Source organism: Enterococcus sp. HY326 (genome assembly GCF_026157065.1).
In the GTDB taxonomy this organism is placed as follows: domain Bacteria; phylum Bacillota; class Bacilli; order Lactobacillales; family Enterococcaceae; genus HY326.
Window position 1 is genome coordinate 137,615 of record NZ_JANLGQ010000006.1, and the last position, 22,857, is coordinate 160,471.

The 22,857-nt window shown below is 36.0% G+C and carries 21 protein-coding genes and 1 pseudogene; 21 read left to right on the plus strand and 1 reads right to left on the minus strand.

The genetic code is table 11. The features are described 5' to 3' along the window. Positions 1-186: 186 nt before the first annotated feature. From ORH16_RS15230 to ORH16_RS15255, 6 genes are all read left to right on the plus strand, one after another. Positions 187-918: an ABC transporter ATP-binding protein gene (locus ORH16_RS15230; RefSeq protein WP_416207870.1), complete on the plus strand. Its 732-nt coding sequence runs from the start codon at positions 187-189 to the stop codon at positions 916-918. Beyond that, a complete protein-coding gene (locus ORH16_RS15235) occupies positions 915-1,703 on the plus strand; it encodes a hypothetical protein (protein WP_265459709.1) in 789 nt (262 codons plus the stop codon). The genes ORH16_RS15230 and ORH16_RS15235 overlap by 4 nt, the downstream gene beginning before the upstream one ends. Continuing rightward, positions 1,703-2,422: a hypothetical protein gene (locus ORH16_RS15240; protein ID WP_265459710.1), complete on the plus strand. Its 720-nt coding sequence runs from the start codon at positions 1,703-1,705 to the stop codon at positions 2,420-2,422. The genes ORH16_RS15235 and ORH16_RS15240 overlap by 1 nt, the downstream gene beginning before the upstream one ends. Positions 2,423-2,488: 66 nt before the next feature. Further along, a complete protein-coding gene (locus ORH16_RS15245; protein WP_265459711.1) occupies positions 2,489-2,962 on the plus strand; it encodes an RNA polymerase sigma factor in 474 nt (157 codons plus the stop codon). Beyond that, positions 2,962-3,273, plus strand: coding sequence for a zf-HC2 domain-containing protein (locus ORH16_RS15250; RefSeq protein WP_265459712.1), 312 nt, complete (start codon positions 2,962-2,964; stop codon positions 3,271-3,273). Before ORH16_RS15245 ends, ORH16_RS15250 begins: the two co-directional genes overlap by 1 nt. 366 nt (positions 3,274-3,639) lie before the next feature. Further along, complete coding sequence (locus tag ORH16_RS15255; RefSeq protein ID WP_265459713.1) at positions 3,640-4,710, plus strand: helix-turn-helix domain-containing protein; 1,071 nt, start codon at positions 3,640-3,642, stop codon at positions 4,708-4,710. A gap of 471 nt (positions 4,711-5,181) precedes the next feature. On the opposite strand, the gene ORH16_RS15260 is transcribed toward ORH16_RS15255, so the two are convergent. Continuing rightward, the gene (locus ORH16_RS15260) at positions 5,182-6,039 is read right to left on the minus strand and encodes a GNAT family N-acetyltransferase (RefSeq protein WP_265459714.1); all 858 of its coding nucleotides are present in this window, start codon (positions 6,037-6,039) and stop codon (positions 5,182-5,184) included. A gap of 295 nt (positions 6,040-6,334) precedes the next feature. Between ORH16_RS15260 and ORH16_RS15265 the strand changes: the two genes are divergently transcribed. The 15 genes and pseudogenes from ORH16_RS15265 (at position 6,335) to ORH16_RS15335 (ending at position 22,857) form a co-directional block, all read left to right on the plus strand. Continuing rightward, the gene (locus tag ORH16_RS15265) at positions 6,335-6,832 is read left to right on the plus strand and encodes an RNA polymerase sigma factor (protein ID WP_265459715.1); all 498 of its coding nucleotides are present in this window, start codon (positions 6,335-6,337) and stop codon (positions 6,830-6,832) included. Then, positions 6,816-7,475, plus strand: coding sequence for a zf-HC2 domain-containing protein (locus ORH16_RS15270; protein WP_265459716.1), 660 nt, complete (start codon positions 6,816-6,818; stop codon positions 7,473-7,475). Before ORH16_RS15265 ends, ORH16_RS15270 begins: the two co-directional genes overlap by 17 nt. 295 nt (positions 7,476-7,770) lie before the next feature. Continuing rightward, on the plus strand, positions 7,771-8,010 hold the full coding sequence (locus tag ORH16_RS15275) for an addiction module antitoxin (protein ID WP_265459717.1): 240 nt from the start codon (positions 7,771-7,773) through the stop codon (positions 8,008-8,010). Next, positions 8,007-8,420 (plus strand): type II toxin-antitoxin system death-on-curing family toxin, encoded by a 414-nt coding sequence (locus ORH16_RS15280; RefSeq protein WP_265459718.1) that lies wholly within the window; start codon positions 8,007-8,009, stop codon positions 8,418-8,420. Before ORH16_RS15275 ends, ORH16_RS15280 begins: the two co-directional genes overlap by 4 nt. Before the next feature lie 708 nt (positions 8,421-9,128). Beyond that, positions 9,129-9,668 (plus strand): helix-turn-helix domain-containing protein, encoded by a 540-nt coding sequence (locus tag ORH16_RS15285; protein ID WP_265459719.1) that lies wholly within the window; start codon positions 9,129-9,131, stop codon positions 9,666-9,668. A gap of 1,020 nt (positions 9,669-10,688) precedes the next feature. Then, a complete protein-coding gene (locus ORH16_RS15290) occupies positions 10,689-11,147 on the plus strand; it encodes a MarR family transcriptional regulator (RefSeq protein WP_265459720.1) in 459 nt (152 codons plus the stop codon). 47 nt (positions 11,148-11,194) lie between these two features. Continuing rightward, complete coding sequence (locus tag ORH16_RS15295; protein WP_265459721.1) at positions 11,195-12,448, plus strand: acyl-CoA thioester hydrolase/BAAT C-terminal domain-containing protein; 1,254 nt, start codon at positions 11,195-11,197, stop codon at positions 12,446-12,448. 227 nt (positions 12,449-12,675) lie between these two features. Then, entirely contained in the window at positions 12,676-13,104 is a 429-nt protein-coding gene (locus tag ORH16_RS15300) for a YjdF family protein (RefSeq protein ID WP_265459722.1), read from the plus strand. A gap of 306 nt (positions 13,105-13,410) precedes the next feature. Beyond that, the gene (locus ORH16_RS15305; RefSeq protein WP_265459724.1) at positions 13,411-14,289 is read left to right on the plus strand and encodes an AraC family transcriptional regulator; all 879 of its coding nucleotides are present in this window, start codon (positions 13,411-13,413) and stop codon (positions 14,287-14,289) included. 96 nt (positions 14,290-14,385) lie between these two features. Next, the gene (locus tag ORH16_RS15310) at positions 14,386-15,330 is read left to right on the plus strand and encodes an ROK family protein (protein WP_265459725.1); all 945 of its coding nucleotides are present in this window, start codon (positions 14,386-14,388) and stop codon (positions 15,328-15,330) included. Further along, complete coding sequence (locus ORH16_RS15315; protein ID WP_265459726.1) at positions 15,323-16,786, plus strand: 6-phospho-beta-glucosidase; 1,464 nt, start codon at positions 15,323-15,325, stop codon at positions 16,784-16,786. The genes ORH16_RS15310 and ORH16_RS15315 overlap by 8 nt, the downstream gene beginning before the upstream one ends. Continuing rightward, positions 16,767-17,717 (plus strand): annotated as a pseudogene (locus ORH16_RS15320) (ABC transporter permease). The gene ORH16_RS15315 and the pseudogene ORH16_RS15320 overlap by 20 nt, the downstream one beginning before the upstream one ends. A 21-nt stretch (positions 17,718-17,738) precedes the next feature. Then, positions 17,739-18,650: a carbohydrate ABC transporter permease gene (locus ORH16_RS15325; protein WP_265459862.1), complete on the plus strand. Its 912-nt coding sequence runs from the start codon at positions 17,739-17,741 to the stop codon at positions 18,648-18,650. Positions 18,651-18,660: 10 nt separating this feature from the next. Further along, on the plus strand, positions 18,661-20,280 hold the full coding sequence (locus tag ORH16_RS15330) for a sugar ABC transporter substrate-binding protein (RefSeq protein ID WP_265459727.1): 1,620 nt from the start codon (positions 18,661-18,663) through the stop codon (positions 20,278-20,280). A gap of 96 nt (positions 20,281-20,376) precedes the next feature. Next, complete coding sequence (locus ORH16_RS15335) at positions 20,377-22,857, plus strand: alginate lyase family protein (protein WP_265459728.1); 2,481 nt, start codon at positions 20,377-20,379, stop codon at positions 22,855-22,857.

Genomic DNA, 22,857 nt, shown 5'->3' on the forward strand with positions numbered 1-22,857 from the left:
AATCACGAGATTTTAGATTGAAAAGTTATATGGACAAGCTAGAATCCTAGTTGCTGGATTAAAAAAAGTAAATCATAGCCATTTTCAGAAGTTTCAAACGTCCTTTGATTATGTGCAACGTGTAAGTTTATTTTTTTGAAACACTTTTCTCCTTGATGCGTCTAATGTAAAAGGAGAGAAAAAAATATGATAAATAAAACAATCAAAATTGAGCAACTTTCTAAATTACACAAGGGAAAAGAAGTAGTTAAGGATGTATCCTTCGAAGCTGAAGCTGGCAGAGTGACAGCCTTTTTAGGACCAAATGGAGCTGGCAAAAGCTCAACTCTACGGATGTTATTAGGCTTAGACTATCAAAATTACGGAACGGCTCTTTTTGGTGAAAAGAAATATTCCGAATTGGCAAGGCCATTAACAGTTGTCGGAGCATTATTTGACGGGGTTGGCGGAAACAAGTCGAGGACGGTGTCTTCCTATTTAAAAATAGCTGCGTTAAGTAACGGAATAGCATTGGTGAGAATTAATGAAGTTCTCAAGGAAGTCGGGCTTTTAGAGAAACGAAAACAAAAGTTAGGACAATTGTCTTTAGGTGAAAGTCAACGCCTTGGTTTGGCACTGGCTTTATTAGGCAATCCGCAATTTTTAGTTTTAGATGAGCCCACCAATGGTCTTGATCCTAGTGGAATTCGTTGGTTTCGCCATTTGATACGAAAGTTAGCAGATAACAAAAAAACAATTTTACTATCATCACATATGCTTGGTGAAATAGAATCAGTAGCCGATGATGTTGTCATCATTAACCGAGGTCAGATTGCTTTAAAAGGTCCATTAGGGAAGATTAAAAATGAATTATCAACTTTAGAAGAATTATTCTTTGAGTTAACGGAAAAGAATAATTTAGAGGAGCTGGTAAAATGAGGATTTCTTTCAAAGGTATTCATGCAGAATTGATTAAGATAACTTCGGTGAGCATCAATAGAATAGTGATACTAATTTTACTGGCTGCTCAAATAATAGTTGCTATAATTGATGCAAAAAGTATCCTAACTGTTGGCTTAGACGCAACACCAGAAACAAGTCCAATGTTGTTTGAAGCGATCCCACCAGTGGAATTTTTGGGATTTGACATCTTACAGTTTGGCATTGTAATTTTCATTGCACTAGCGGCACTGATGGGCGCAGCAGATTTCAGTCATCATGAATTACGTCAGGGATTTTTATTGATCTCAAAGAGAAGGACCTTAGTTAATGTTCGGTTTATTGCGAATAGTTTTGTTTTATTGATGGTGTCGAGTTTAGTCATTTCACTTTCGGTCATAACCACTCATTTGGTGATTGGCTCTCAAGAAATCCCACCGCTTTTTTTGCAGCCAAAAATTTGGCTTATGATTGATCAAGCGGTTCTTTCATGGACTTTTGCCGGAATATTTACGTTTAGTCTGGCCAGTCTACTGAGAAAAGCTCTGCCGGCTTTATTATCGATGAATAGTTTTGTGGTGGGACTGACAGCATTTATTTTAGAGAAATGGAGTTGGACTAGCTGGCTTCCAATCAATGCTTACCAAAATATTGCGTTTCACAATAGTGATTCTATGGTGAAAGATGGAATAGTCGGGACCTTCTGTATGATTGTTTGGATTATCTTTTTAAGCAAACTATCGAACCAGCAATTTTATAAAATCAATATTGGAGGGGAATATTGATGAAGGCTATTATTAAGGCAGAACTTTATAGATTTTTCTCAACTAAAAACTGTTTGCTAGGTCTTAGTCTGAGCGTTAGTTTGCCAATTGCTATCTATCTGTATCTAATTATGAATCATCAGCTAAGCACTACTATAGATAAGTCTGCAATTATCTTGATATCACTAAACTTTGTGTCGGTTGGAATTATTTTCTTTTCTGCTTATTTTTTTGGTGAAGAATATCAACAAAATTTGTTGAGGACAACTTTATTGAGTGTTCCTAATCGAGTGAAGGTGTTGCTAGCAAAATTACTCAGTTTAAATGCACTTGTTTTAGTTTCATTTTTTTTAATAGCAATCACGCTTATTAGTTTGAATCTATTTTTTAGAAATGGCACTACTCCCATCATGCTAGAAATTTTATGGAAAAGATTATTGTTAATCTTGATAAGCGAAGAATTGTTGGTTTTAATTACTTGTGGCATCTGTATCTTATTTAAGTCAACCTATCTAGCAGTTGCTTTGCTAGCTTGCCTGCAAATAGGTGGTAGCCAAATGCTCTTTGCCTTTACTGATTATGCCAAATATTTACCCGATCTTGCTGTGATTAATTTATATACATGGACACCGCAGCAAGCTTTTTTAAGTATTGGAACAGGCATGGTAGTGCAGGGGATTTGGGCAACACTAGTCTTCTTGCTATCGCTTTTGTTGTTTTTTAAGCGTGATGTAAGGTAATTAGGATATTCAGTAAAAATTCAAAATTCAGAGCTATGTTAGAATATTATAAAGGTAGGTGACATTGTGGAAGACTTTGAACGTATTTATCGTGAGCAATTTAGTATGGTTTTTGCCTATGTCATGACCTTATGTTCAGACAGTCATTTAGCTGAAGAAATTACACAGGAAGCATTTGTTAAAGCTTTGGAAAATATTGCAAAGTTTAAAGGTCAATCCAAATTATCCACTTGGCTTTGTCAGATTGCCAAAAATTGCTTTTTAAGTCATTGCCGCAAGAAGCATTTGAGTCATGCTGATTTTGCTGGTGTGACAGAAGAGTCATTAGAAATCGATGCCCTCATTTTGAATCCTGAACGTAATGAAGAATTGCATATGCTCGTTCATCAACTGCCTGATCCTTATAAAGAAGTTTTTTCTCTCCGTGTTTTTGGAGAGCTGTCGCATAAACAAATTGGAAAAATTTTTGACGAAGATCCAAGATGGGCACGCGTAGTATTTCACCGAGCAAAAAATTTGATAAAGGAGCTGATGATCTGATGCTACCCTGTGATTTAATAAGAAATTCTTTTTCAGCCTATCAGGCTAATCGGTGCTCTTTGGAGACGAAAAAAATAATTGATGAGCATCTAGAAAAATGTGAAGAATGCAGAGAAGCCTATCAAGCGTGGGTCGTTTCCAGCCAAAAAAAAGAAGAACAAAATTATCGAGACCTAATGAATTTATCCCAAAAACTGAAAACTGACCGTAGAAAAAAAATTATGAAGTGGACTGCTATTTGTTTGGCGATTATTTCAGTGCTGGTGTTTATCATTCTCATGATCTCAGGAGTACAAATAAGACGAGGATAGAAATTTAGTGAAACCATTTTAAGCTGTTATCATGTCAGAAGGCTCATCAATTTATTTTGATGGGCTTTTTTCAATTGCTAGCAATTGAAACTGTATTTTATAATTCTTTTCATTCAATAGCTATTGGAAATGTTAGCACGGAACTCATCATACTAGAACATTTATATTGAGTTACTTAAATATCTGGAAAGCAACGTTCAATGATTTATACTTTCCAGCACCTAGAAAATCCACTATTAATTCTCTTAACCAGCAGTTCAATTCTTCAAAGAAAAGTTTACTTCGCCGACATTGTAAATCTGGTTGTTCCGTTTTATGCTTAGGATAGAAAGTACAGTAATCGGAAAAGCAAAGAGGGGAAGCAAAATGAAGCTGAATGAGGTAATTTTTAAGCGGCGTAAAGAGTTGCAGCTAACACAAGAACAAGTGGCTCTCGCCTTGAATGTCTCCGCACCAGCGGTAAGTAAATGGGAGCGGGGGAGTAGTCTGCCGGATATTACGTTATTGCCTGGCCTTGCTCGACTGTTAAAAATTGATTTAAACACCCTGTTTAATTTTGAAGAAGAGCTGTCTACAATCGAGTTGGGAAATTTTATTGAAAAGCTTTTCTATACGTTAAAAGATGAAGGCTTGCCTACCGGATTGACGCTTGTCCAAGAAAAAATCAAGGAGTTTCCTCATGATGAAAAGCTGATTTTAGTTGCGACTCAACAATTGGAAGCTGAGGCTATCATGCAGGGGGATAAGGAACGAAATAAAGATATTTTTAAAGAAATCAGCCTCTTATTCGGCCTTTTAGAAAATAGTGACAATCAAAACATTCGTTTTTCAGCTCAGTTAGCCAAGGTTCGAAATTTAATTCGTTTTGGGGATTACAATTCGGCTAATCAGGTGCTAGCTCAAACAGAAAACATCCATCTGGATAAGACACCCACTGAGATTCAGCTGTTAAGGGCCGAAGGAAACGAGCAAGCAGCCTTAACCAAAATCGAAGGTGAAATTATGCGAACTGCGTCTAACCTACTTTCTTATCTATTCAGTAAATTTGAAATAGCAATCGAAAAAGCCCTCAGCGAAGAGATGAAATATTACGGAGACTTAATTATTCAAACTGTCGAAAATTACCATCTGTCTGAAATTTTTGTTCGTTTAGTCGATTTGATGATGGCTGCATTGGAAAAAAATGCAGACCAATTTTTTAAACTGTTAGAGAAGTTAGTTGATCAAGACGATTGGATTTGGAAGCCACATCAATATCATCTTTATGAGAATTTGACCGAAAATGAAGTAAACCTCGCTCAAATGTTCTATTCACAAGACTTTGAAAAGCTGTTTGAACCCGTAGACCTAACCTTTTTAAAAGGCAATCCTCAATTCCAAGTGCTCAAGGAGAAGTGGCAAAATAAGATGCAAGAAAATATTTCAAGAGAGATATAAGAATGATTTTTTTAGAAATGAGAGTCTACTAAAGCACACCGCTAAATTTCACAGCATAACAATGAATTTTTCAATCTTTTACAATAGCAAATCCACAGAAAGTTCACAAATTCCAGTTAATATGAACTCATCCCAATAAAACAAACCCAATAAAACACTTTTTCATTTTTTACTCCTAGCCCATCGGTCCCCGCCGATGGGCTCCCTTTTTGTCTTCAGAAAAGGGAACCTTTTCTGAAGATTATCGGGCCGTATAAAGTTCAACTAGGAGTGGAGCAGGAAAATATTTAAGCATGAAGAAAGTTGAACTAGTATCCTAAACCCGCCAGTCCCCGCTGGCGGGTCCCCTTTTGTCTTGAGAAAAAGAAGCTTTTTCTCAAGCACAATGGGCCGTATACAGTTCAACAAAAAGCGAAACCCAAAATTGTCTAAGCGTACAGGAAGTAGTCCTACTATATAAAGTCAAAATACTCAGACTTGATAACTCCGAGTCCTACCCATCTCTGAAAAATTATTCTTCAAATAATAATGCTGTGCCCTAAAATTAGAATCTGCTGTATCCGTATGAAGTTCTTGATAATTTTTTTGATAGAGATAGTGACAGAGGGCGGCCATCATTTGGCTGCCGTAGCCTTTGTTTTGATACTCATCGATGAGAAAAATCCATCGCAGATAGACGCGGTTTCCATCTGGAAGATAAAAAATATTACATTGTCCAATAGGCTTTTTATCTAAATAAAAAGTCAGGGTTTCAGTGTCTTCATTCGGATTAGGAGTATGCTCTAAATCCAGTTTGGTTTCTAAGGCAGATTCATTTTTTAGAATTTTTCTATAATATAGATTTTCATGTTCAATTTTAAAGCCATTTTCTAAGAGTAAGGCTTCTATATAATCAAAATTATTTGCCAATTTTCCATGGGATGAGGTGAAACTTAGACCGAATGCATGGAAAAAAGCATAATAGTGAGAAAATCCCTTTTGTCTGAAATAATTCAGCGCTTCATCAAGTAGCTTTTGACCAACAGCTTGGCTATCTTTTAAGAAATAAATATGGCGAATAACCGCAATTGGATTCAAAAAGTCTTTTTCACCATGTTCATCATAGCCGTAATTAGACAAGCCAAATTGAATAAAGCTGTCAATTTGACCGGCTTTGCGAGCCACTATTGTTGATAATTCTTTGAATTTCGGCACTCCTTCGAAATCAGTATCCTCAAAAAAAGACTGGTTCCAAGTTTGTTCCGTTGTAAAGTGAAAGTAAGGTGTCGAGCCTGCTAAATTATTTAAATAAAAATCAAATAAACCGCTTGTGTCTGTTGTTAGTTCCATCATGTGCTTCTCCCATAATTTTAGTATGAAATATTATGCCGTTGTTTTCATTGGAAGAGCCCCTTTCTGAGCTGTTTTAGATAATTGTACCATAGCCATTTAAAACTCAGAATACAGAATGACCAGTAGTCCCACAAGTTAAAATGCTGCGCAGTCAACATGATTGTTTTTTTTGATTGGAAGAACAGTGTAGAATTGAATTGAGAAAAAGTTTTGCGAAAAATTGTCAGATTTACTGTAACGAATCGTCTCAAAAACTGACTAATAGATAGAAGGGGCATCAGGGGGTGGGAACTTGAAGATAGATGAGCTGTATCAAGAATACGGTGGGTTGGTATATCGTTTTTTATTGGGACTGACAAATGATGAGTTATTGGCAGAAGATTTAACGCAAGAAACCTTCTATCAAGCAATCAAGTCGCTTGAAAATTTCCAGGGAAATTCTAAGGTTTCCACTTGGTTGTGCCAAATTTCTAAGAATCTTTGGCGGCAGCAAATGGCTAAGAACAAACAGCACAAAGTGACGGATGAAGTGCTGGCAAACTATGCAGATGGCAATCCAAGACCTGATGAACAGCTTTTGCACTCGGAAAATAAAGTGCGAATTTATCAAATTATTCATGAATTAGGTGAAACAAAAAAAGAAGTTGTTTTACTGAGGATGACGAATGATTTTTCCTTTAAAGAAATTGGCGATGTCTTTGGGAAATCTGAAAATTGGGCGAGGGTTACTTTTTACCGTGCAAAGCAGAAAATAGTTGAGAGGATGAGACAAGATGACAATTCAACATAATGTAATTAAAGATTTAATTCCTAGCTATATTGATAGTCTAACTAGCCCAGAAAGCAATCAACTAATTGAGGAGCATCTAAAAACTTGCGAAAGCTGCCGAGCCTATTATGAGTCCATGAAGGAAAGTATGGTGGTCAATCAAGACCAAGAGCTCAAAAAAATTGAACCTCTTAAAAAAATCAAACGAGTGAATCGGAGAAAAATTTTTTTCTCTGTGGTAATTACCGCTTTAGTTTTGATTAGTATCTATATTGGTGTGGCGCTGTATACCAAATCTTTTATGGCCAACTCTAGCGATATTAGTGAAGCAATCATTCATCAAAATGGGACTGTAGCACTTGATTTTTCAGATAGCACAAATCGTGACCATATCTATACACTGGCTTTGCTGGAACCAGACAGTGACTTAGAGGATGGTTACCAGCCTGTTGTTAAAATAAAACAAGCCCGCAGCTTCTTTACAGATGCATCATTGCAAGAAGCGGGAACAATCAGTTTCGTGTTTGCGTCGCCAGACTCCATTTATTTGCAAAATGAAGCCGGAATAATTTATAAACTCACCGAACAAGACACCTTAACTATCCAATATGAGGACAAAGAAGAGACTATCAAAATTAGCGAGCTGTATGATAATTCCCAGTAGAAATATTGTTGTGACTTGCGGAGTTATTCATTACTGGTAGGGTTTGAATAATCTATAGAATAATCAAATACCCGACAAAATAATAATTGTCGGGTGTTTTTATTTGTGAGGTCAAGCTAAACTGTCTGATAAATTTTTCCTTATTTCTTTACTTCATATTTTCGATTATTTTCAATCGTTTGTTGTTTAGAGCAGTATTTTCTCTGTATCATTTACTCATATAAGTTGTATATATTTTGTGTCCAGTATCTACATGGTATAATAAAGATATACTAAAAATTTAAGGGTGATGGTAATGACTAAATTGGAAAGAGCCTATAAAATTAGAAAATCAGGCAATAGTGATGTCACGACGATTCCTCAAAAAGTGAAGGATGCTTTAGATGTTAAAACGGGCGAGGCAATTGAATATGTTTTTCTAGCAGACGGTTCAGTAAAAATTGAAAAGGCTAAGGAAGCAGTCGGTGTAGATGCCATAGTTGATTCGGTGATGGCGCAATATGAAGAGGCCCTTCAGGATTTGGTTGAGTTATGATTTATCTTTCGGTGCGGGATATTGTCCGGATCAATGCCAAGCTTATCAAGCAGATTTCACCCAGTGAAATAGTAGGTATTCGCGATGCTGCGGCACTGGACATGGCTGTAAATCAGCCTCAACAAATCATTTTTGAAAAAGAATTATATCCTTCAATCTATGACAAGGCTGCAATTTTGGCAATTAACTTAGCTAAAAGACACCCGTTTCAAAATGCCAACAAACGAACAGCACTGGTGGCGATGATTACTTTTTTCAAAGTAAATCAATATGCAACAAGTTTTAGCAGAGAAGAAGCGGTTCAATTCATAGTAAACGTTGTGACGAGTCAGAAAAATTTCGATAATTTGAAAGAAGAAGTTACTTGCTATCTTAAAGAATCAGATAAAATCTTTCAGGAAAAACCGTAAAGATTTGGTTCAATGTGGCTTGGCGACTAATTTTTGATTCGATAAACATTCAAAATCAATACAGATTAAAATTGATTTCATAAATGCACCACAAAAGTTCCTAAATTTTACAATATAAAGTCCATAGAAAATTCATATTTTCGGGCTATTATGAACTCATCCCAATAAAACAAACCCAATAAAACACTTTTTCATTTTTTACTCCTAGCCCATCGGTCCCCGCCGATGGGCTCCCTTTTTGTCTTCAGAAAAGGGAACCTTTTCTGAAGAGTAGCGGGTCGTATACAGTTCAACTAGGAGTGGAGCAGGAAAATATTTAAGCATGAAGAAAGTTGAACTAGTATCCTAAACCCGCCAGTCTCCGCTGGCGGGTTCCCTTTTGTCTTCAGAAAAGAAGCTTTTTCTCAAGCGCAATGGGCCGTCTACAGTTCAACTAACTGAGAAGTAGAAAATTGTTTGGAAGTTGTAGAAAGTTGAACTAGCATCCCTATCCTATCGGTCCACTGATGGGCCTCTTTTTTTAGAAACAACTCTCCACGGATCCAATAATAAACATGAATCAAGATATCCAAAAAGGCTCTAAAACGGCAATGCAACAAGTAGTTGCCCCTGAAAATTTTAAAGGCAACGAAAAGATGTCACTCAACTGTTTGTTTTAGCTTTACAAGAGATAGCACAACCTATTACGATGAAATTGGGAGGGAAACTATGATAAACATTGGAAGCACTATACGACACTACAGAAGAAGAAAGAATCTCTCGCAAAGTCAGTTGGCGCAAAAACTACATATTTCTCGTCAAACTATCTCAAAATGGGAATTGGATAAAAGCTTGCCAACAATTGAATACTTAATTCTTCTTGGTAAAGAATTAGACGTTAGCTTAGATCAACTAGTGACTGAAAAAAAGAAAAGGGAAAGAGGAGGAAAAGAAATGAAGGCTATAATGTTAGTTCAAAGTTATACACCAAGTGATGAAGAGGGCTGGGGAAACGAAGCGAAAAATTATGGGGTCTTAAATTTGATTGCAAATTTGTCCAAACAATATCCAAAGTTTGAGTGGCGCGCTGCAAAATTCAGTGAGCTTAAAGAGATTTTTAGTCAGGAGCACATAGATTTCATTTTAGTACTGCCAGAAAGTCAGAGAAAGTTGCAAGCTTTGAAGGAAATTTTTAAAGGTGAAATACGGACCATCCGTTCAGATGAATACGTGGAGATGACGACAAACCATATTTATGAGGAGAAGTAACTAAGCAGTAAATATTCGGTTTAGGATTTTTCAAAAGAGTAGTAAGAAATACTTTCCTAATAGAGAGCTTACAGGATAGATTAAATTTCGAGTTTACTAATGAGAAAGTGTAGCTATCTCAGAAAATTTTATCCGCCCAAAAGTTTTGGGTGGATTATTTGATTGACCATACGCCTCAAAAATCCATAATTTATCAGATAAGTTTTGAAAGCTCATATCAATCGTGTCTTACCAAGATTATAAAAATTAAGCTCGCTAAGTTTTTAATATAAATAGAGTCAAAGGCTTGGTGGGAACAACTAACATTGTTGTTATATTAGGGAATACTTGTTCCAATCAATCAAAAAAGTAGTAACATTTAAAATAAAGTGGCAGCTCGATATGGATAGAAGAACTAAAAATATTGTTACTAGTCTAATACTTTTGATAACTGCTGTAGTATCTTTCCTAATTCGAGAAGAAGCTGCTGTTGGAAAACTGTTTCGTGTTTTAACTTGACAAATTAGCAGTATTTATTTTGCTTATGCTGCCAAAAAAAGCTTTCATCAAAGCTTTAAGAGGTAGCAACTATAGAAGCTAGGAATTTTATAAATTCCCCTAAGTAAAAAGTACTAACTAAGTGAGAAGGTAATCTATTCATTAGAACGATCGTTGTTGCATTAGAAAGCATAGGAGGAAGCATCATGAAAAAATTTAGTAAAAATCAAAAGCTCTTGATTGTAGTGCCAATTGTTATCATCACATTTTTAGCTGGCACAGTTTTGGCCAATCTGGTATTCAATTTTCTAGATTTTTAACATAAGATGAGGCTGTGATAGCAGTCAAAGCAGAATGGAAGAGTTTTTTTCAAGACTAATGCCACCGTCTCTTCAATTAGAAAATATTTGAACTGAGAAATTCAAACCTTAACAGATTAAACTATCACGTTTTATAATTATTCAACTTAAGTTTGTCACTTGAAAAATGTAGTGAAGATGTGTTATTGTGTTAAGTGGCTTAACTTTTAAGAGGTGAAATTATTTGAATCAAGAGGAACTGTCCGTTTTTAATGAGAAATTTCAAAAATTTGTGTCCAAATATAATGAACTTGAGCAGAGCCAACATTTTATGCAAGGAGAATTTAATTTATCCGTCGCTGAGGTTCATACGATTGTTAAAATCGGTTCTTTAGAAGGGATAAATCTGATAAATCTAGCAGCTATTCAAAATGTATCAAGAAGCGCAATTACGCAGATGGTGAATAAACTGATAAAAAAAGAAATGGTCGTAAAAAAAAGGCTAGAAGGATCAAAAAACGAATACGCCTTGTTTTTGTCAGCCAAAGGAAAGGAAATTAACACAATTCATCAAAGCCAGCATGAGTATTTGAATAAGAAAATTTTGGCGATTTTAAAAGAATACCCTGAAGACACACTAAAGAATTTGCAAAATATGATGCAATCAATTGAGGAAGTTTGGACAGAACTTCCCTGGCTTTAAATTTTTTATTTTTAAAGTTAAGCAACTTAACAAACGAGGAGAATGACATGTCAACTAAGGTCGAAATTAATTTAGAGAGCGAAGATTTGCTGGCAGATTCCGAATACAATATTATTATCGAAAATCTTACTCCCAATAGAAAATATGAGCTTCGTCAAGAGTTAATGAATTACTATTGCATTAATGCGCCAATGAAACTGGATCCCAAGGTTAATTGGCAGGCTAAAATTGTTATGCAATCTGATGCGTTTGGTCGAATCAGTTTAAAAGATAACCGTGCAATTAGTGGCTCTTATCAAGGGATAGCTCAGATGGGCCTATTTTTTAATAGCCAGCCTGAAAAAATGAGGAAGGTTTTGCTGCCGCAAAATTTTTCAGATATTCAACTAAACCAGAAATTCCAAATAAAAATTTCCGTTTCTATGGAAAACAAATTGGTGGCTGAAAACACCTTCGAAAGGTACTTCCAATCGCCTAATATTACTTCAAAAGATATTAATTTAGGGCAGGCATATGGTCGAGTTTTTTATGAGAGGGGGGCAGTAAATCAACTGGCAATTATTGTTCTTAGCGGAAGCGATGGTCGAATTGAAAAAGCTCAGAATATCGCCCAACTATTTGCAAGTCGAGGCTTTGTTGCTCTCGCTGTCTGTTTTTTTGGCTTGGCCGGGTTACCTAAAAATTTAGCGAAAATTCCTATTGAGATAGTTGCAAAAAGTGCTGACTATCTTAAAGCATTACCACAGGTAGATGAAAACAGAATCGGAATCTATGGTCGCTCAAAAGGAGCTGAGCTGGCACTAGTGGCTGCAACTTATGTTAATGAGTTTAAATGTGTGGTTGTTAATTCTCCAACAATCGTCATTTTAGAAGGCATCAAAGGATGGCGGAATTCACGTTCTTCTTCCTGGACATATGGCGGCAAAGAACTGCCCTACGTGAAGTTTCGATTGAAGGAATTCTTACAAGCAAAAATAACCAAAAAGAATATGCCGCTAGAGAATAAAATGGCGGAAATTCAAATTGAAAAATATACTGGGGCACTCCTTTGTATAGGCGCCAAGCAGGATGAAATTTGGGATAGCGGCCATGCCATCGCCCAAATCTCTAAGAAAATGAAAAAGAGAAGTAAAAGTGCTGGTATCTTTGAAGAACAACTATATGAAAACAGTGGTCACATGTTAACAATTGCCTATCAACCCAATAATCGTTATAAGAAAAAGTTTAATTGGGATAAGACGTTGCTGGATGCGACTAATTCTTGGAAACGAACAATTAATTTTTTTCAGGAAAATTTGTAGTACAGATTTTAGAACAGGTTAATTTTTTTTATCACCAATAAATTTCATGAACAACAACCTCACCCTCTAAATTCCAATAGCCATTTACACACAAAAAAATTTCCATTAAACTGAAAGTAGGAATAAAAACACATTATGGTTGGTAGTCCATAAGTATGCGGTGCATATCAGTAACCTGCCCCTCCGGGTTGTCCCTTTCCGTTATCTAATAAAAGGGGGGCCTCGTAATGAAGTTAACAATTTATTTCGATGGTAGCTATTGGTGTGGTCTGATTGAATATGTTGGAGTAGCAGGCGATTATCGAGCCTGCAACTATCTCTTCGGTGCAGAACCAAAAAATCCTGAAGTCGAAGCATTTATTTGCCAGCAGTTAAGTCAGGTAGTTTTGGAAAATGATCGAAAGCTAGCTACATCTGTAAAAACGGGCAACATCAAAAAAGAGAAAAAAGTCAGTCCTAAAAGAATGCAGAGAAAAATTAACAAGCTAAAGAAGCAACCAGCATTGTCAACTAAGGCACAACTGGCCATGAAAGAGGCACAGGAGCAGTTCAAAGTGCAAAAAAGGAAGCAAACAAAGCAACAAAAAGCGCAACAGAGGGAAGCACAATTCTTGTTGAAACAGGAAAAAAGGCTTCAAAAGAAAAAAGGACACTAGTATTTATTTCTGCAGTTTTAAAAAAGCAGACATTTCTCTAAAGTTATTTTGCTAATAACTAAATAAGCTCCTTTGATTTCTGTCTCACTAAGGAATCAAAGGAGCTTTTTTATGTTAGTTTGGATTTATAGGAATAAGACATGATTATTACTTCTCCCATTCTCAGTAATGTAAACTTTTTATGATATAGGTTCATTCTTGAAAATCGAATTTTGGTGATAATTAAGAAAAAAGCCGCTGGAGAACTTTTCTTCATATTGAAAATAAAATTATGGTCTGTAATAATTATAGAAACGAGGTGAGCGAATGAAACCATATTTGGAGATTGTTAATTATTCTGAAAGAGGGAATTATTTCCTGCATATTTACGATAACGATGGCATTGAAATATTTTTGCCCCACTGGCATCGAGATATCGAAATCGTCTATTGCGAGATTGGGACAGCCAAAATTCTTTATGAGAATGGCATGCTTACCCTATCAGAAGGTGAGATTCATTTTTTTTCTAGCGGTGAGCCCCACGCATTTTTAACTTCACCAGGAAGTAAACGTCTAGTCATTCAAGTTGACTTGCAATTTTTTAATGAGACTATTCTAAATATAAATAACGAGAAGGATCTATATGCTCTTTTCTTAGAGGGCAAGAGGTCAAGTAACGAATGGCCGGAAGAGCTAACAAACGAATTAAGAAAATCTATGAAAAGAATGTACCTTCTATCAGAATCGCAAGCTGTCGGAAAACACTATGGGATTTTCGCTTGTATGTATGATATTATTTTTTCTTTCTATAGCTTATTACCTGAAAAAGAAGCGACTGAGGAAGGTTCAGGCCAACAGTTTAGTCAGCATATAGAGGCTATTGAGCGCTTGGGAATTATTTTTCAGTATATTAAAGATCACTTCCATGATAATCTTCAGCTTAATGATATTGCAGGGATTGTTAATTTGACACCAAGTTATTTTTCCCGTTTTTTTAAGAATAGTACTGGCTATACCTTTAAAGACTTCTTAACGAGTTATCGAATTAACCAAGCGCAATTTTTATTGATAAATGATAATCAAAGTATGGATATTGTTGCGGAACAAGCTGGATTTTCCAGTACAAAAACCTTTCATCATGTTTTTAAAGAAAAAGTAGGGATTTCGCCTTTAAAATACAGAAAGATAAATTCCGGGAATTTTTAAACATAGCACAGGGAAGAAAGCCTTTTCAAAATCTTGTACACTAAACGTATAAACTAGTGAGAACAAGATTTTGAGAAGGCTTTTTGAGGTGATGATATGAAAAAATATATAGGCATTGATATTGGTGGAACTAATATTAAATACGGTTTAATTGACGACTTTGGGCAAATTCTCGATTCAGGAAAAGTAGCAACAAAAGATAATCGTAAAGAAATTTTATCAACAATTTCAGTTATTGTTGATAAATATCGTAGAAAAAACTGCATTGAATTCGTCGGAATAAGTGTACCCGGAGTAGTAAATGAGTTTGGCTATCTAGTCACAGGAGGAGCACTTCATTCCTTATACGATTTTGATTTTGAACAAAAGGTTGAGGAGCGGATAGGTTTGCCAGCCTTTGTTGAAAATGATGCCAACTGTGCTTTGTTAGCTGAGAAATGGTTGGGGGCAGCTCAAGGTGTTAAGGATTGTCTAGGAATAGTTGTCGGCACTGGAATTGGTGGGGCTATGCTGATTAACAATCAAATTTATCGAGGCTTTCAGAATAAAGCAGGTGAGTTTGGTTTTATGTTAGTAGACCAAATCATTGATGGCAATAGTCGTGATGCAACATTGAGTTTAAAAGGGTCGATTCATGACGGAGTGACAACGCCTTACAATCAAACAATGAACGAAAATTTTCGCGAAGCGTTACCCATTTTTGCAAAATATCCTGAAGATCAAGTAGCTAAAGAAATCATTGATAATTTTTACCAAGCTTTAGCAATTGGGATTTTCAATTTAGCTTTTTCTTTAGATCCTCAAAAAATATTAATTGGTGGAGCGATCAGTTCAGATAATCATTTTATTCAGAGATTAAATGCAGAAGTTGAGCAGATAAAAAATGGTCATGGGGATATGGCTAATTTAGTCACACCGCCAATTGTTGCTTGTGATTTAAAAAATGAAGCGGGGATAATTGGCGCGGTGTATTGTGGCTTAAGTTACTTGAAAAAGAATCAAGCACCAAATTTTCAAAAGGAGGGCTTCTCAATTGGCTAAGTTAAAGAAAAAATTACCAACAGCTTTTCCTGAGAATTTTTTGTGGGGTGGTGCAATTGCCGCTCATCAGGCAGAAGGTGCTTGGGATACAGATGGTAAGGGGATAAGCATCTGTGATGTGTTGACTGGTGGAAACAAAGACAAGAAAAGGGATATCACAAAAGGTGTGCAGCCTGATTACTATTATCCTAATCACACTGCCATTGATTTTTATCACACGTATAAAGAAGATATTCGTTTGTTTGCTGAAATGGGCTTTAAAGCTTTCCGGTTCTCAATTAATTGGGCCCGAATTTTTCCTAAAGGAAACGAAACGACTCCCAATGAAGCAGGATTACAATTTTATGATGATGTTTTAGATGAACTAGCAAAATATCAGATTGAGCCAATTATCACTTTATGCCATTTTGAAATGCCTTATTATTTAGTCGAACATTACGGAGGATTTAGACACCGAAAAGTCATTGATTTCTTTGTTCATTATGCAGAGACAGTCATGATCCGTTACAAAAATAAAGTGTCCTATTGGTTGACCTTTAACGAAATCAATAATCAGTTAAAACATATTGATGAATTAACTGTTTATACGAATTCAGGGATAATTTTTAAAGAAAATGAAAATCAAAAACAAGTTGTCTTACAAGCAATTCATCATGAATTGGTTGCGAGTGCTCAAGCTGTTATTGCTGGAAAACAGATTAATCCGAATTTTAAAATCGGCTGTATGCTTGCGGCTGAACCAATTTATCCGGCCTCGGACAATCCTGCAGATGTTATGACAGCTGAGATAAGCAATCGAAGCCTCTATCTGTTTGGGGATGTTTATGCTAGAGGGAAATATCCTAACTATTTTTATAGGATGTTAGAGAATGAAAATTTAACAATAGAGATAGCAGCAGATGATTTAAAGGTATTACAAAAGGGAACTGTTGATTTTATCAGTCTAAGCTATTATCAATCCAGTGTTGTTAGGTATGATAAAAAAGCTGGTTCAGTATATGTAAACAATGAATACACTCCAAAAACTAAATGGGGCTGGAGCATCGATCCGATAGGCTTACGATACAGTTTAGCCAATTTGCATGAGCGTTATCAACTGCCACTAATTATTGTTGAATATGGTTTTGGTGAAGAGGAGCATCTAGAAAACGAAACAGTTAATGATAGTGAGAGGATTGAACTGCTGAAACAGCATATCAAACAAATGGAGCTGGCAATTGTTGAAGATGGGGTTGAACTATTTGGCTTTACTCCTTGGGGCTGTATTGACTTAGTCTCATTCAGCACCGGTGAAATGAAAAAAAGATATGGTTTTATCTATGTAGATCGAAATGATCAAGGATTGGGAACAAATCAGCGATATTTAAAACAATCTTTTTACTGGTATCGAGATTTATTGGCGGTCAATGGGGATTTAAGGAGGCTAGAAAATGGACATGCAATTAAAATCAACTGAAAAAGATACACTGGGCCAAAGATTTAAACGTTTTTGGAAAACTTTTTTTAAGCAATGGGGATTGCAGGCTATGGCAATCCCAGGTGTTGTCTATATGATTATTTTCAGCTTTATACCAATCTATGGCCTGTCGATTGCTTTCAAAAATTATACTGTTATCGATACTATCGGTGGAGCCGAGTGGGTCGGCTGGGATAATTTTATGATCATTTTAAACGATAAATATTTTTGGCAGGCGGTGGTCAATACAATTGGCATTAGCGCATTAAAATTGTCCTTTGGTTTCATTGTTCCAATTATCATTGCCATCATGATTTACGAGTTGAGGGGTGGCGTATTTAAAAGGATAATTCAAACGATTTCATACATGCCCCACTTTCTTTCGTAGATTATTCTCGGTGGGATGTTGATTACTTGGTTTTCTTCTACGGGAATGATTAATCAGCTCCTAAGTTTTATCGGCTTTCAAACCCAGCAAAATCATATGCTGGATGCGGATAAGTATTGGTGGATTGCCGCCCTATCAGATGTCTGGAAAAGTGCTGGATGGGGGACCATTTTGTATTTAGCAACGATGGCCAAAATTGATCCAACCTATTATGAAGCCGCCAAGATGGATGGTGCTAGTCGCATGCGCCAAATCTGGAGCATTACGATTCCTATGATGAAAAATATTATTTCTTTAAACTTGATTCTTTCTGTTAGTGCTTTATTTAATTCTAATTTGGATCAAACTTTGGTGCTGATGAATTCGCAGAATCAACCAAAGTCTGAAGTTATCAATTCGTATGTTTACCGTGTTGGGTTGATGCAGGGAGATTTTTCTTACGCCACAGCAGTTGGTTTAGGAATCGCCATCATTTCAGTCGCCCTGCTGATTATTACAAACTTGATTACAAAAAAAATGAACGACAATCAGTCGGTACTTTAAATGGGAGGTGAAAAGATGGACATGACTGAAAAAAAACAACAGCTCACAACCAAAAAAAAGCACAAAAACAAGATTAAAGAAGGAAAGGTTTTTACAGTTGTTAATACTCTGCTGTTAATTCTGTTCACCGTTATTATTATTGTACCGCTGTGGAATGTAGTGGCTTCATCCTTTGCCTCAAACGAAGCTTTGGCTAAAGGAGACTTTATCTTTTTCCCTTCAGAGGTATCTTTAAACAATTACCAAGCAGTTTTTCAAGATAACACTATCTGGCGAGCATTAGGGGTTTCGATTGGTCGAACTGTCATTGGGGTGGTTGCTCATACTTTGTTCTGCGCAATCGTTGCCTATGCTCTTTCTAAGAGGAACTTAAAAGGGCGCAAATTATACAGCTCAATGGGCATTGTTACAATGTTTTTCGCTGGTGGAATTATCCCAACCTATTTGTTAATCAAATCGCTTGGATTGTTAAATTCATTTTGGGTGTATATCATACCAGCACTTTTTAGCTATTACGATGTGATTATCTTAATGAATTTCTTCCGGGATGTGCCTGATTCATTAGAGGAATCTGCAAAAATGGATGGAGCTAATGACTGGTTTATTTTTTCAAAAATATATTTACCCTTGTCAAAGCCGGCAATAGCAACAATTGCCATGTTCCATGGAGTCTGGCAATGGAATGACTTTATGTCAGCTAAACTTTATATTACGGACCAGACACTATATCCATTACAAATGAAGCTCTATGAAATTATTGTGCAAACACAGGCAGCAGCTCAAAATATGAACGCTGGTTTTGTAATTGAAACTACTTCAAAAGGCATACAGTTAGCAACAATTGTCATTACGACAATTCCGATTTTATTAATTTATCCATTGTTACAAAAGCATTTTGTTTCTGGAATGATGTTAGGAGCCGTTAAAGAATAGGAGAGAGAAAATGAAAAAGAAAAGTTTGATTTTTATTGCAGGTGCTACATTGTTATTGAGTGGTTGTGGAGGCGGCAGTGAAGCCAAGGATGAAAGTAGCGGGACGTTACCGGATTTAGGAGATCGCTATGAGTTGGATGCTAGCACGCCTGCTTGGCAGCTAGATACTAAAGAAGATAATAAACTGACTTGGTATGTCAATGCTGAGTGGTGGGATAGTAGCTTTGGGGAAGACTTAGTGACCAAAAAAATCAAAGAAGACTTAGATATCGATATTGAATTTATTATTGGTGACGATACTAAACTAAACACCTTCTTTGCTAGTGGAGATATGCCAGATATCATTTCTATCTTTGATGCAAATGCTTCTATTGCAAGACAAGCTGAGTCATGGGCATGGCCACTGCAAGATTTAGCAGAGAAATATGATCCTTATTTTCTGGATGTAGCTAGTGAAGAGACATTGGACTGGTACCAACTATCTGATGGCAAGTCTTATGGATATCCAGACTACTCTAATACAGCTGAGGATTATGCTAGCGGAGCTATTCATGGAAATGATGGGCTAATTATTCGTGAAGATGTTTATGAAGCAATCGGGCGACCAGATATGACGACACCCGAAGGTTTTTTAGAGGCATTGAATTCTATTAAAGAGCAATTTCCTGATTTAATTCCTCTAGGCTTTAACGATTTGCCTAAAGATGGATTAGCAACTAATTCGCTTGATCGGGTTGTTCAAGACTTGATTGGTGTTCCTTATCTTGATGGCGATCAGTATAATGATCGAAATTTAGACGAAGATTATATCACATGGTTAAAAACTTTACGCCAAGCTCATGAGAACGGAGCAATAAGTGATGACTCCTTCACTGATGATAATGAGACATTTAAAAATAAAATTTCTTCTGGAAAATATGCAGCTGTTTTGATGTCAAGCTTCATTAACCATGGTGCACCTATCCAAGCCTTTGCCTCAAGCAATCCTGATGGAGCATATATGGCTATCGATGCGGTTCAAAGTACTGTCGGCAACGAACCAATTTTAACTCAAGCAGGTATTTCAGGCTGGATGATTAATTATATAACCAAGGATGCGAAGGACCCTGCCAAAGCTATTCAAGTTTTCACCTACTTATTGAGTGATTACGGTCAAATGCTAACTACTTATGGAATTGAAGGAGAAACCTATGAATATGTTTCTGATGATGAAATCCAATTTACTCCTGAAGCTTTAGAGGTGCAGCAAAGTGATCCAGACAAGTGGAAAAAAGAATATCGAGTTGGAGAGTTTTGTCAATTTGGTCACGATAAGTATCGAGCACTAAATCCACAATCCTATCAGGAAGCACTTCATCAAATGATGGCTTGGGCAGATGACAAATTACAACCACAATTCGAAACAGAAAATATTGAACCTGATCCAGGGACAAGCGAAGCGAGGGCGTTAAGTGCTATTAAAACCAATTGGAGCACAACATTGGTTTCTGCTATCCGGGCTAGCAGTGATGAGGAAGTCGATCAACTGATTGCAGAGTATAAAACATTCCAAGATCAAAATAGCATAGAAGAGGTTAATCAAATAAAAAATGAAAAAATTGCTGAAAACAAAGAAAAATTAGGGATGTAACCACTCTTAATAGGTAAAACAAAAGTTTAGTAACTTTTGTTTTACCTTATTGCTATGGTTTAACGAGCTTTAGTTTGAGATGAAATGAGGGAAGATATGAAAACTAAAATGAAATATCTATTAATTATCAGTTTTGTGGCATGTTTTTTCCCCGTAATCGCAAAAGCTACCACACCTGATTTTGATTTTATTAAAGATATGATTGAGACAAAGCAGTCTCCTTGGTATGAGACGTATCAAGAGGTTTTAGAGGATGTAGAAAAGACTAAAGATAATTCAACTCATGCAGTTGAGAACTGGGAAGTTCCAGGTTATTATGCCAACAAAGAAGGGCATCTTGCAGCTAAGGATGGTATGGAGCAAGATGCGACTAAAGTATTATCTAATGCTATTGCATACCAGGTTACACGAGAAGAGAAATATGCAAATGAAGCCATTCAAGTCATTGACTCCTGGAGTATGACAAATAGAAAAGTATCAGGCTCCGATGGAGATTTAGTTTCTAGTTATCTAATCTCGGGAATAATTCAAGGTGCTTATTATATCAAAGATTATCCAGGTTGGTCAGAAGAATCTCAAGAAAGCTTTGAAAATTGGGTTGAGGAAGTTTTATTACCAATATGGCAAAGAAGAATTCATAACCAAAACAATTGGGGAGATTGGGCTTTATTTGCGCAGACAACCTACTATTCGTATAAAGGAGATGTCGCTAAGCTACAAGAGAATGCCAATATTTTAAAGGCGAAAATTGAAAGTAATATAACAACCGATGGATTTATGCCACATGAAGCTAGAGGAGGAGCATCCTTCTGGTATCATTATTTTGCATTATCCCCTATGACAAATGCCGCAAAAATCATTTATGACGAGATTGGAATTGATCTATTAAATTATGAAAATGAAGATGGTATTGGCTTGAGAAAAGCGGTGACCAATATTGTCGATTTTGCTAGTGGAAAAAAATCTTTTGTTGATTGGCCACATGAGTATGGTGGAAATAACCAAGGTTATGTAAAATTTTTAACAGCTAATGAATATCCTTTAGCAATGGTTGAAGGACTAGCCGATTTTTATCAAGACAAAAATTTTGAAACATTTACCAGACCGTATCGTCCGGTTGCTGGACATATAAATGTTGATACCGGTAACTATCATCATTTCACATGGCAGTATTCTGGATTGTTTAGGACTAACTCAGTTTTACTTTCCAATAACTCATATGAGAGAATTGAGGCAGAGAGAGTATCAGGAAAAGAAAAGATTGATATAGAAAATTTTCCCAATCAAACAGAGAACCAGATTTTGACTAAGTTAGATAACGGTGATTATTTTTGGTATAACTATGTAAATTTTGGCGTTAGTGGCATGGATTATATTGATGTAAATTATACAGCCAATTCTAATGATGGTGGATTAATTGTTAGAAAGGATTCGCTGAACGGACCAATCATAAGTCAGGTCAATCTTACATCAACTGGTGGATGGAATAATTATCAAACTAAACGGGTACCGATAGTTGTTACCAATGACGTTCAAAATATTTTTATATCTGTTGAAAAAGATTCTAAAGGAAGTGCGGGAAACATAGATTGGTTAGCATTTGGCCGTTTTGATGATTCAGAAGAAATTGATTTTAGCCACTTAAATAAAGAATTGAATGTATTTGATTCTTTGACACCCGAAATTTATGTTCGTGAGACTTGGATTGCTTATGAAAATGAAATTACTTTGGGGAAAGCGATGTTGACTGAAACAGATATAACTCAACGTGAAATTAATCAAAAAATTATTGATATTCAAACTGCTTATAATTTACTAGAAACTGATTTACAATTTGTTGAACCTTTGATAATTTCTGACGAGATAACCAGTTTATTTGAGGATAAGGCTTTCAAAAAGAATGGTTCACTACATCCAGCTTCTAGTCAAAGTAGCTTGTCCTATTATATAGATGTGCCGAAAACAGGAGCGTACAAGCTGAAGTTTCGTCTGACAAACTCCTCTTCAATTGTTGATGGATTAAGTGTTAGGGCGAAAAGTGAGACTGTTGCGAAACTGAGTTTTCCTTATATTTGGAATGATACGAATGAGGTTAATTACTTAATTAATTTGGATGAAGGAACGCAAGTTTTAGAATTTACATCTACAGCTCAAAACTATTCTATTTTTGAAATACAGTTAAGTGAGGTTCAATTTCAACCAATCAATTACCAACAGCAAATCTTTCCAATAGAAAACTATCTATCTGATTCCTACTCTCAAGGTCATATTTTAGAAATGAAAACTGACCGTTTCAATTTAGGCTATTTGGATGTTGATACTCAGATTGTTTTGCCTGTAGCAATTGAAGAAAGTGGATGGTACGACTTCTCTGTAGAATATTCTTATAAAGGTGATTTACTGCCGGAAATAGTTTTACCTTCTACCAGCATGTCACTCCCAGAAACATCTGATTACTCCAAGTATCAAAAATCAGAAGATGTAGAGATCTGGCTTGAAAAAGGACAGCAAATGGTACCAATAAATTTCAATAATTCAGGCGTCAATCTACGAGAGATTTACTTTGTAAGGAAATAA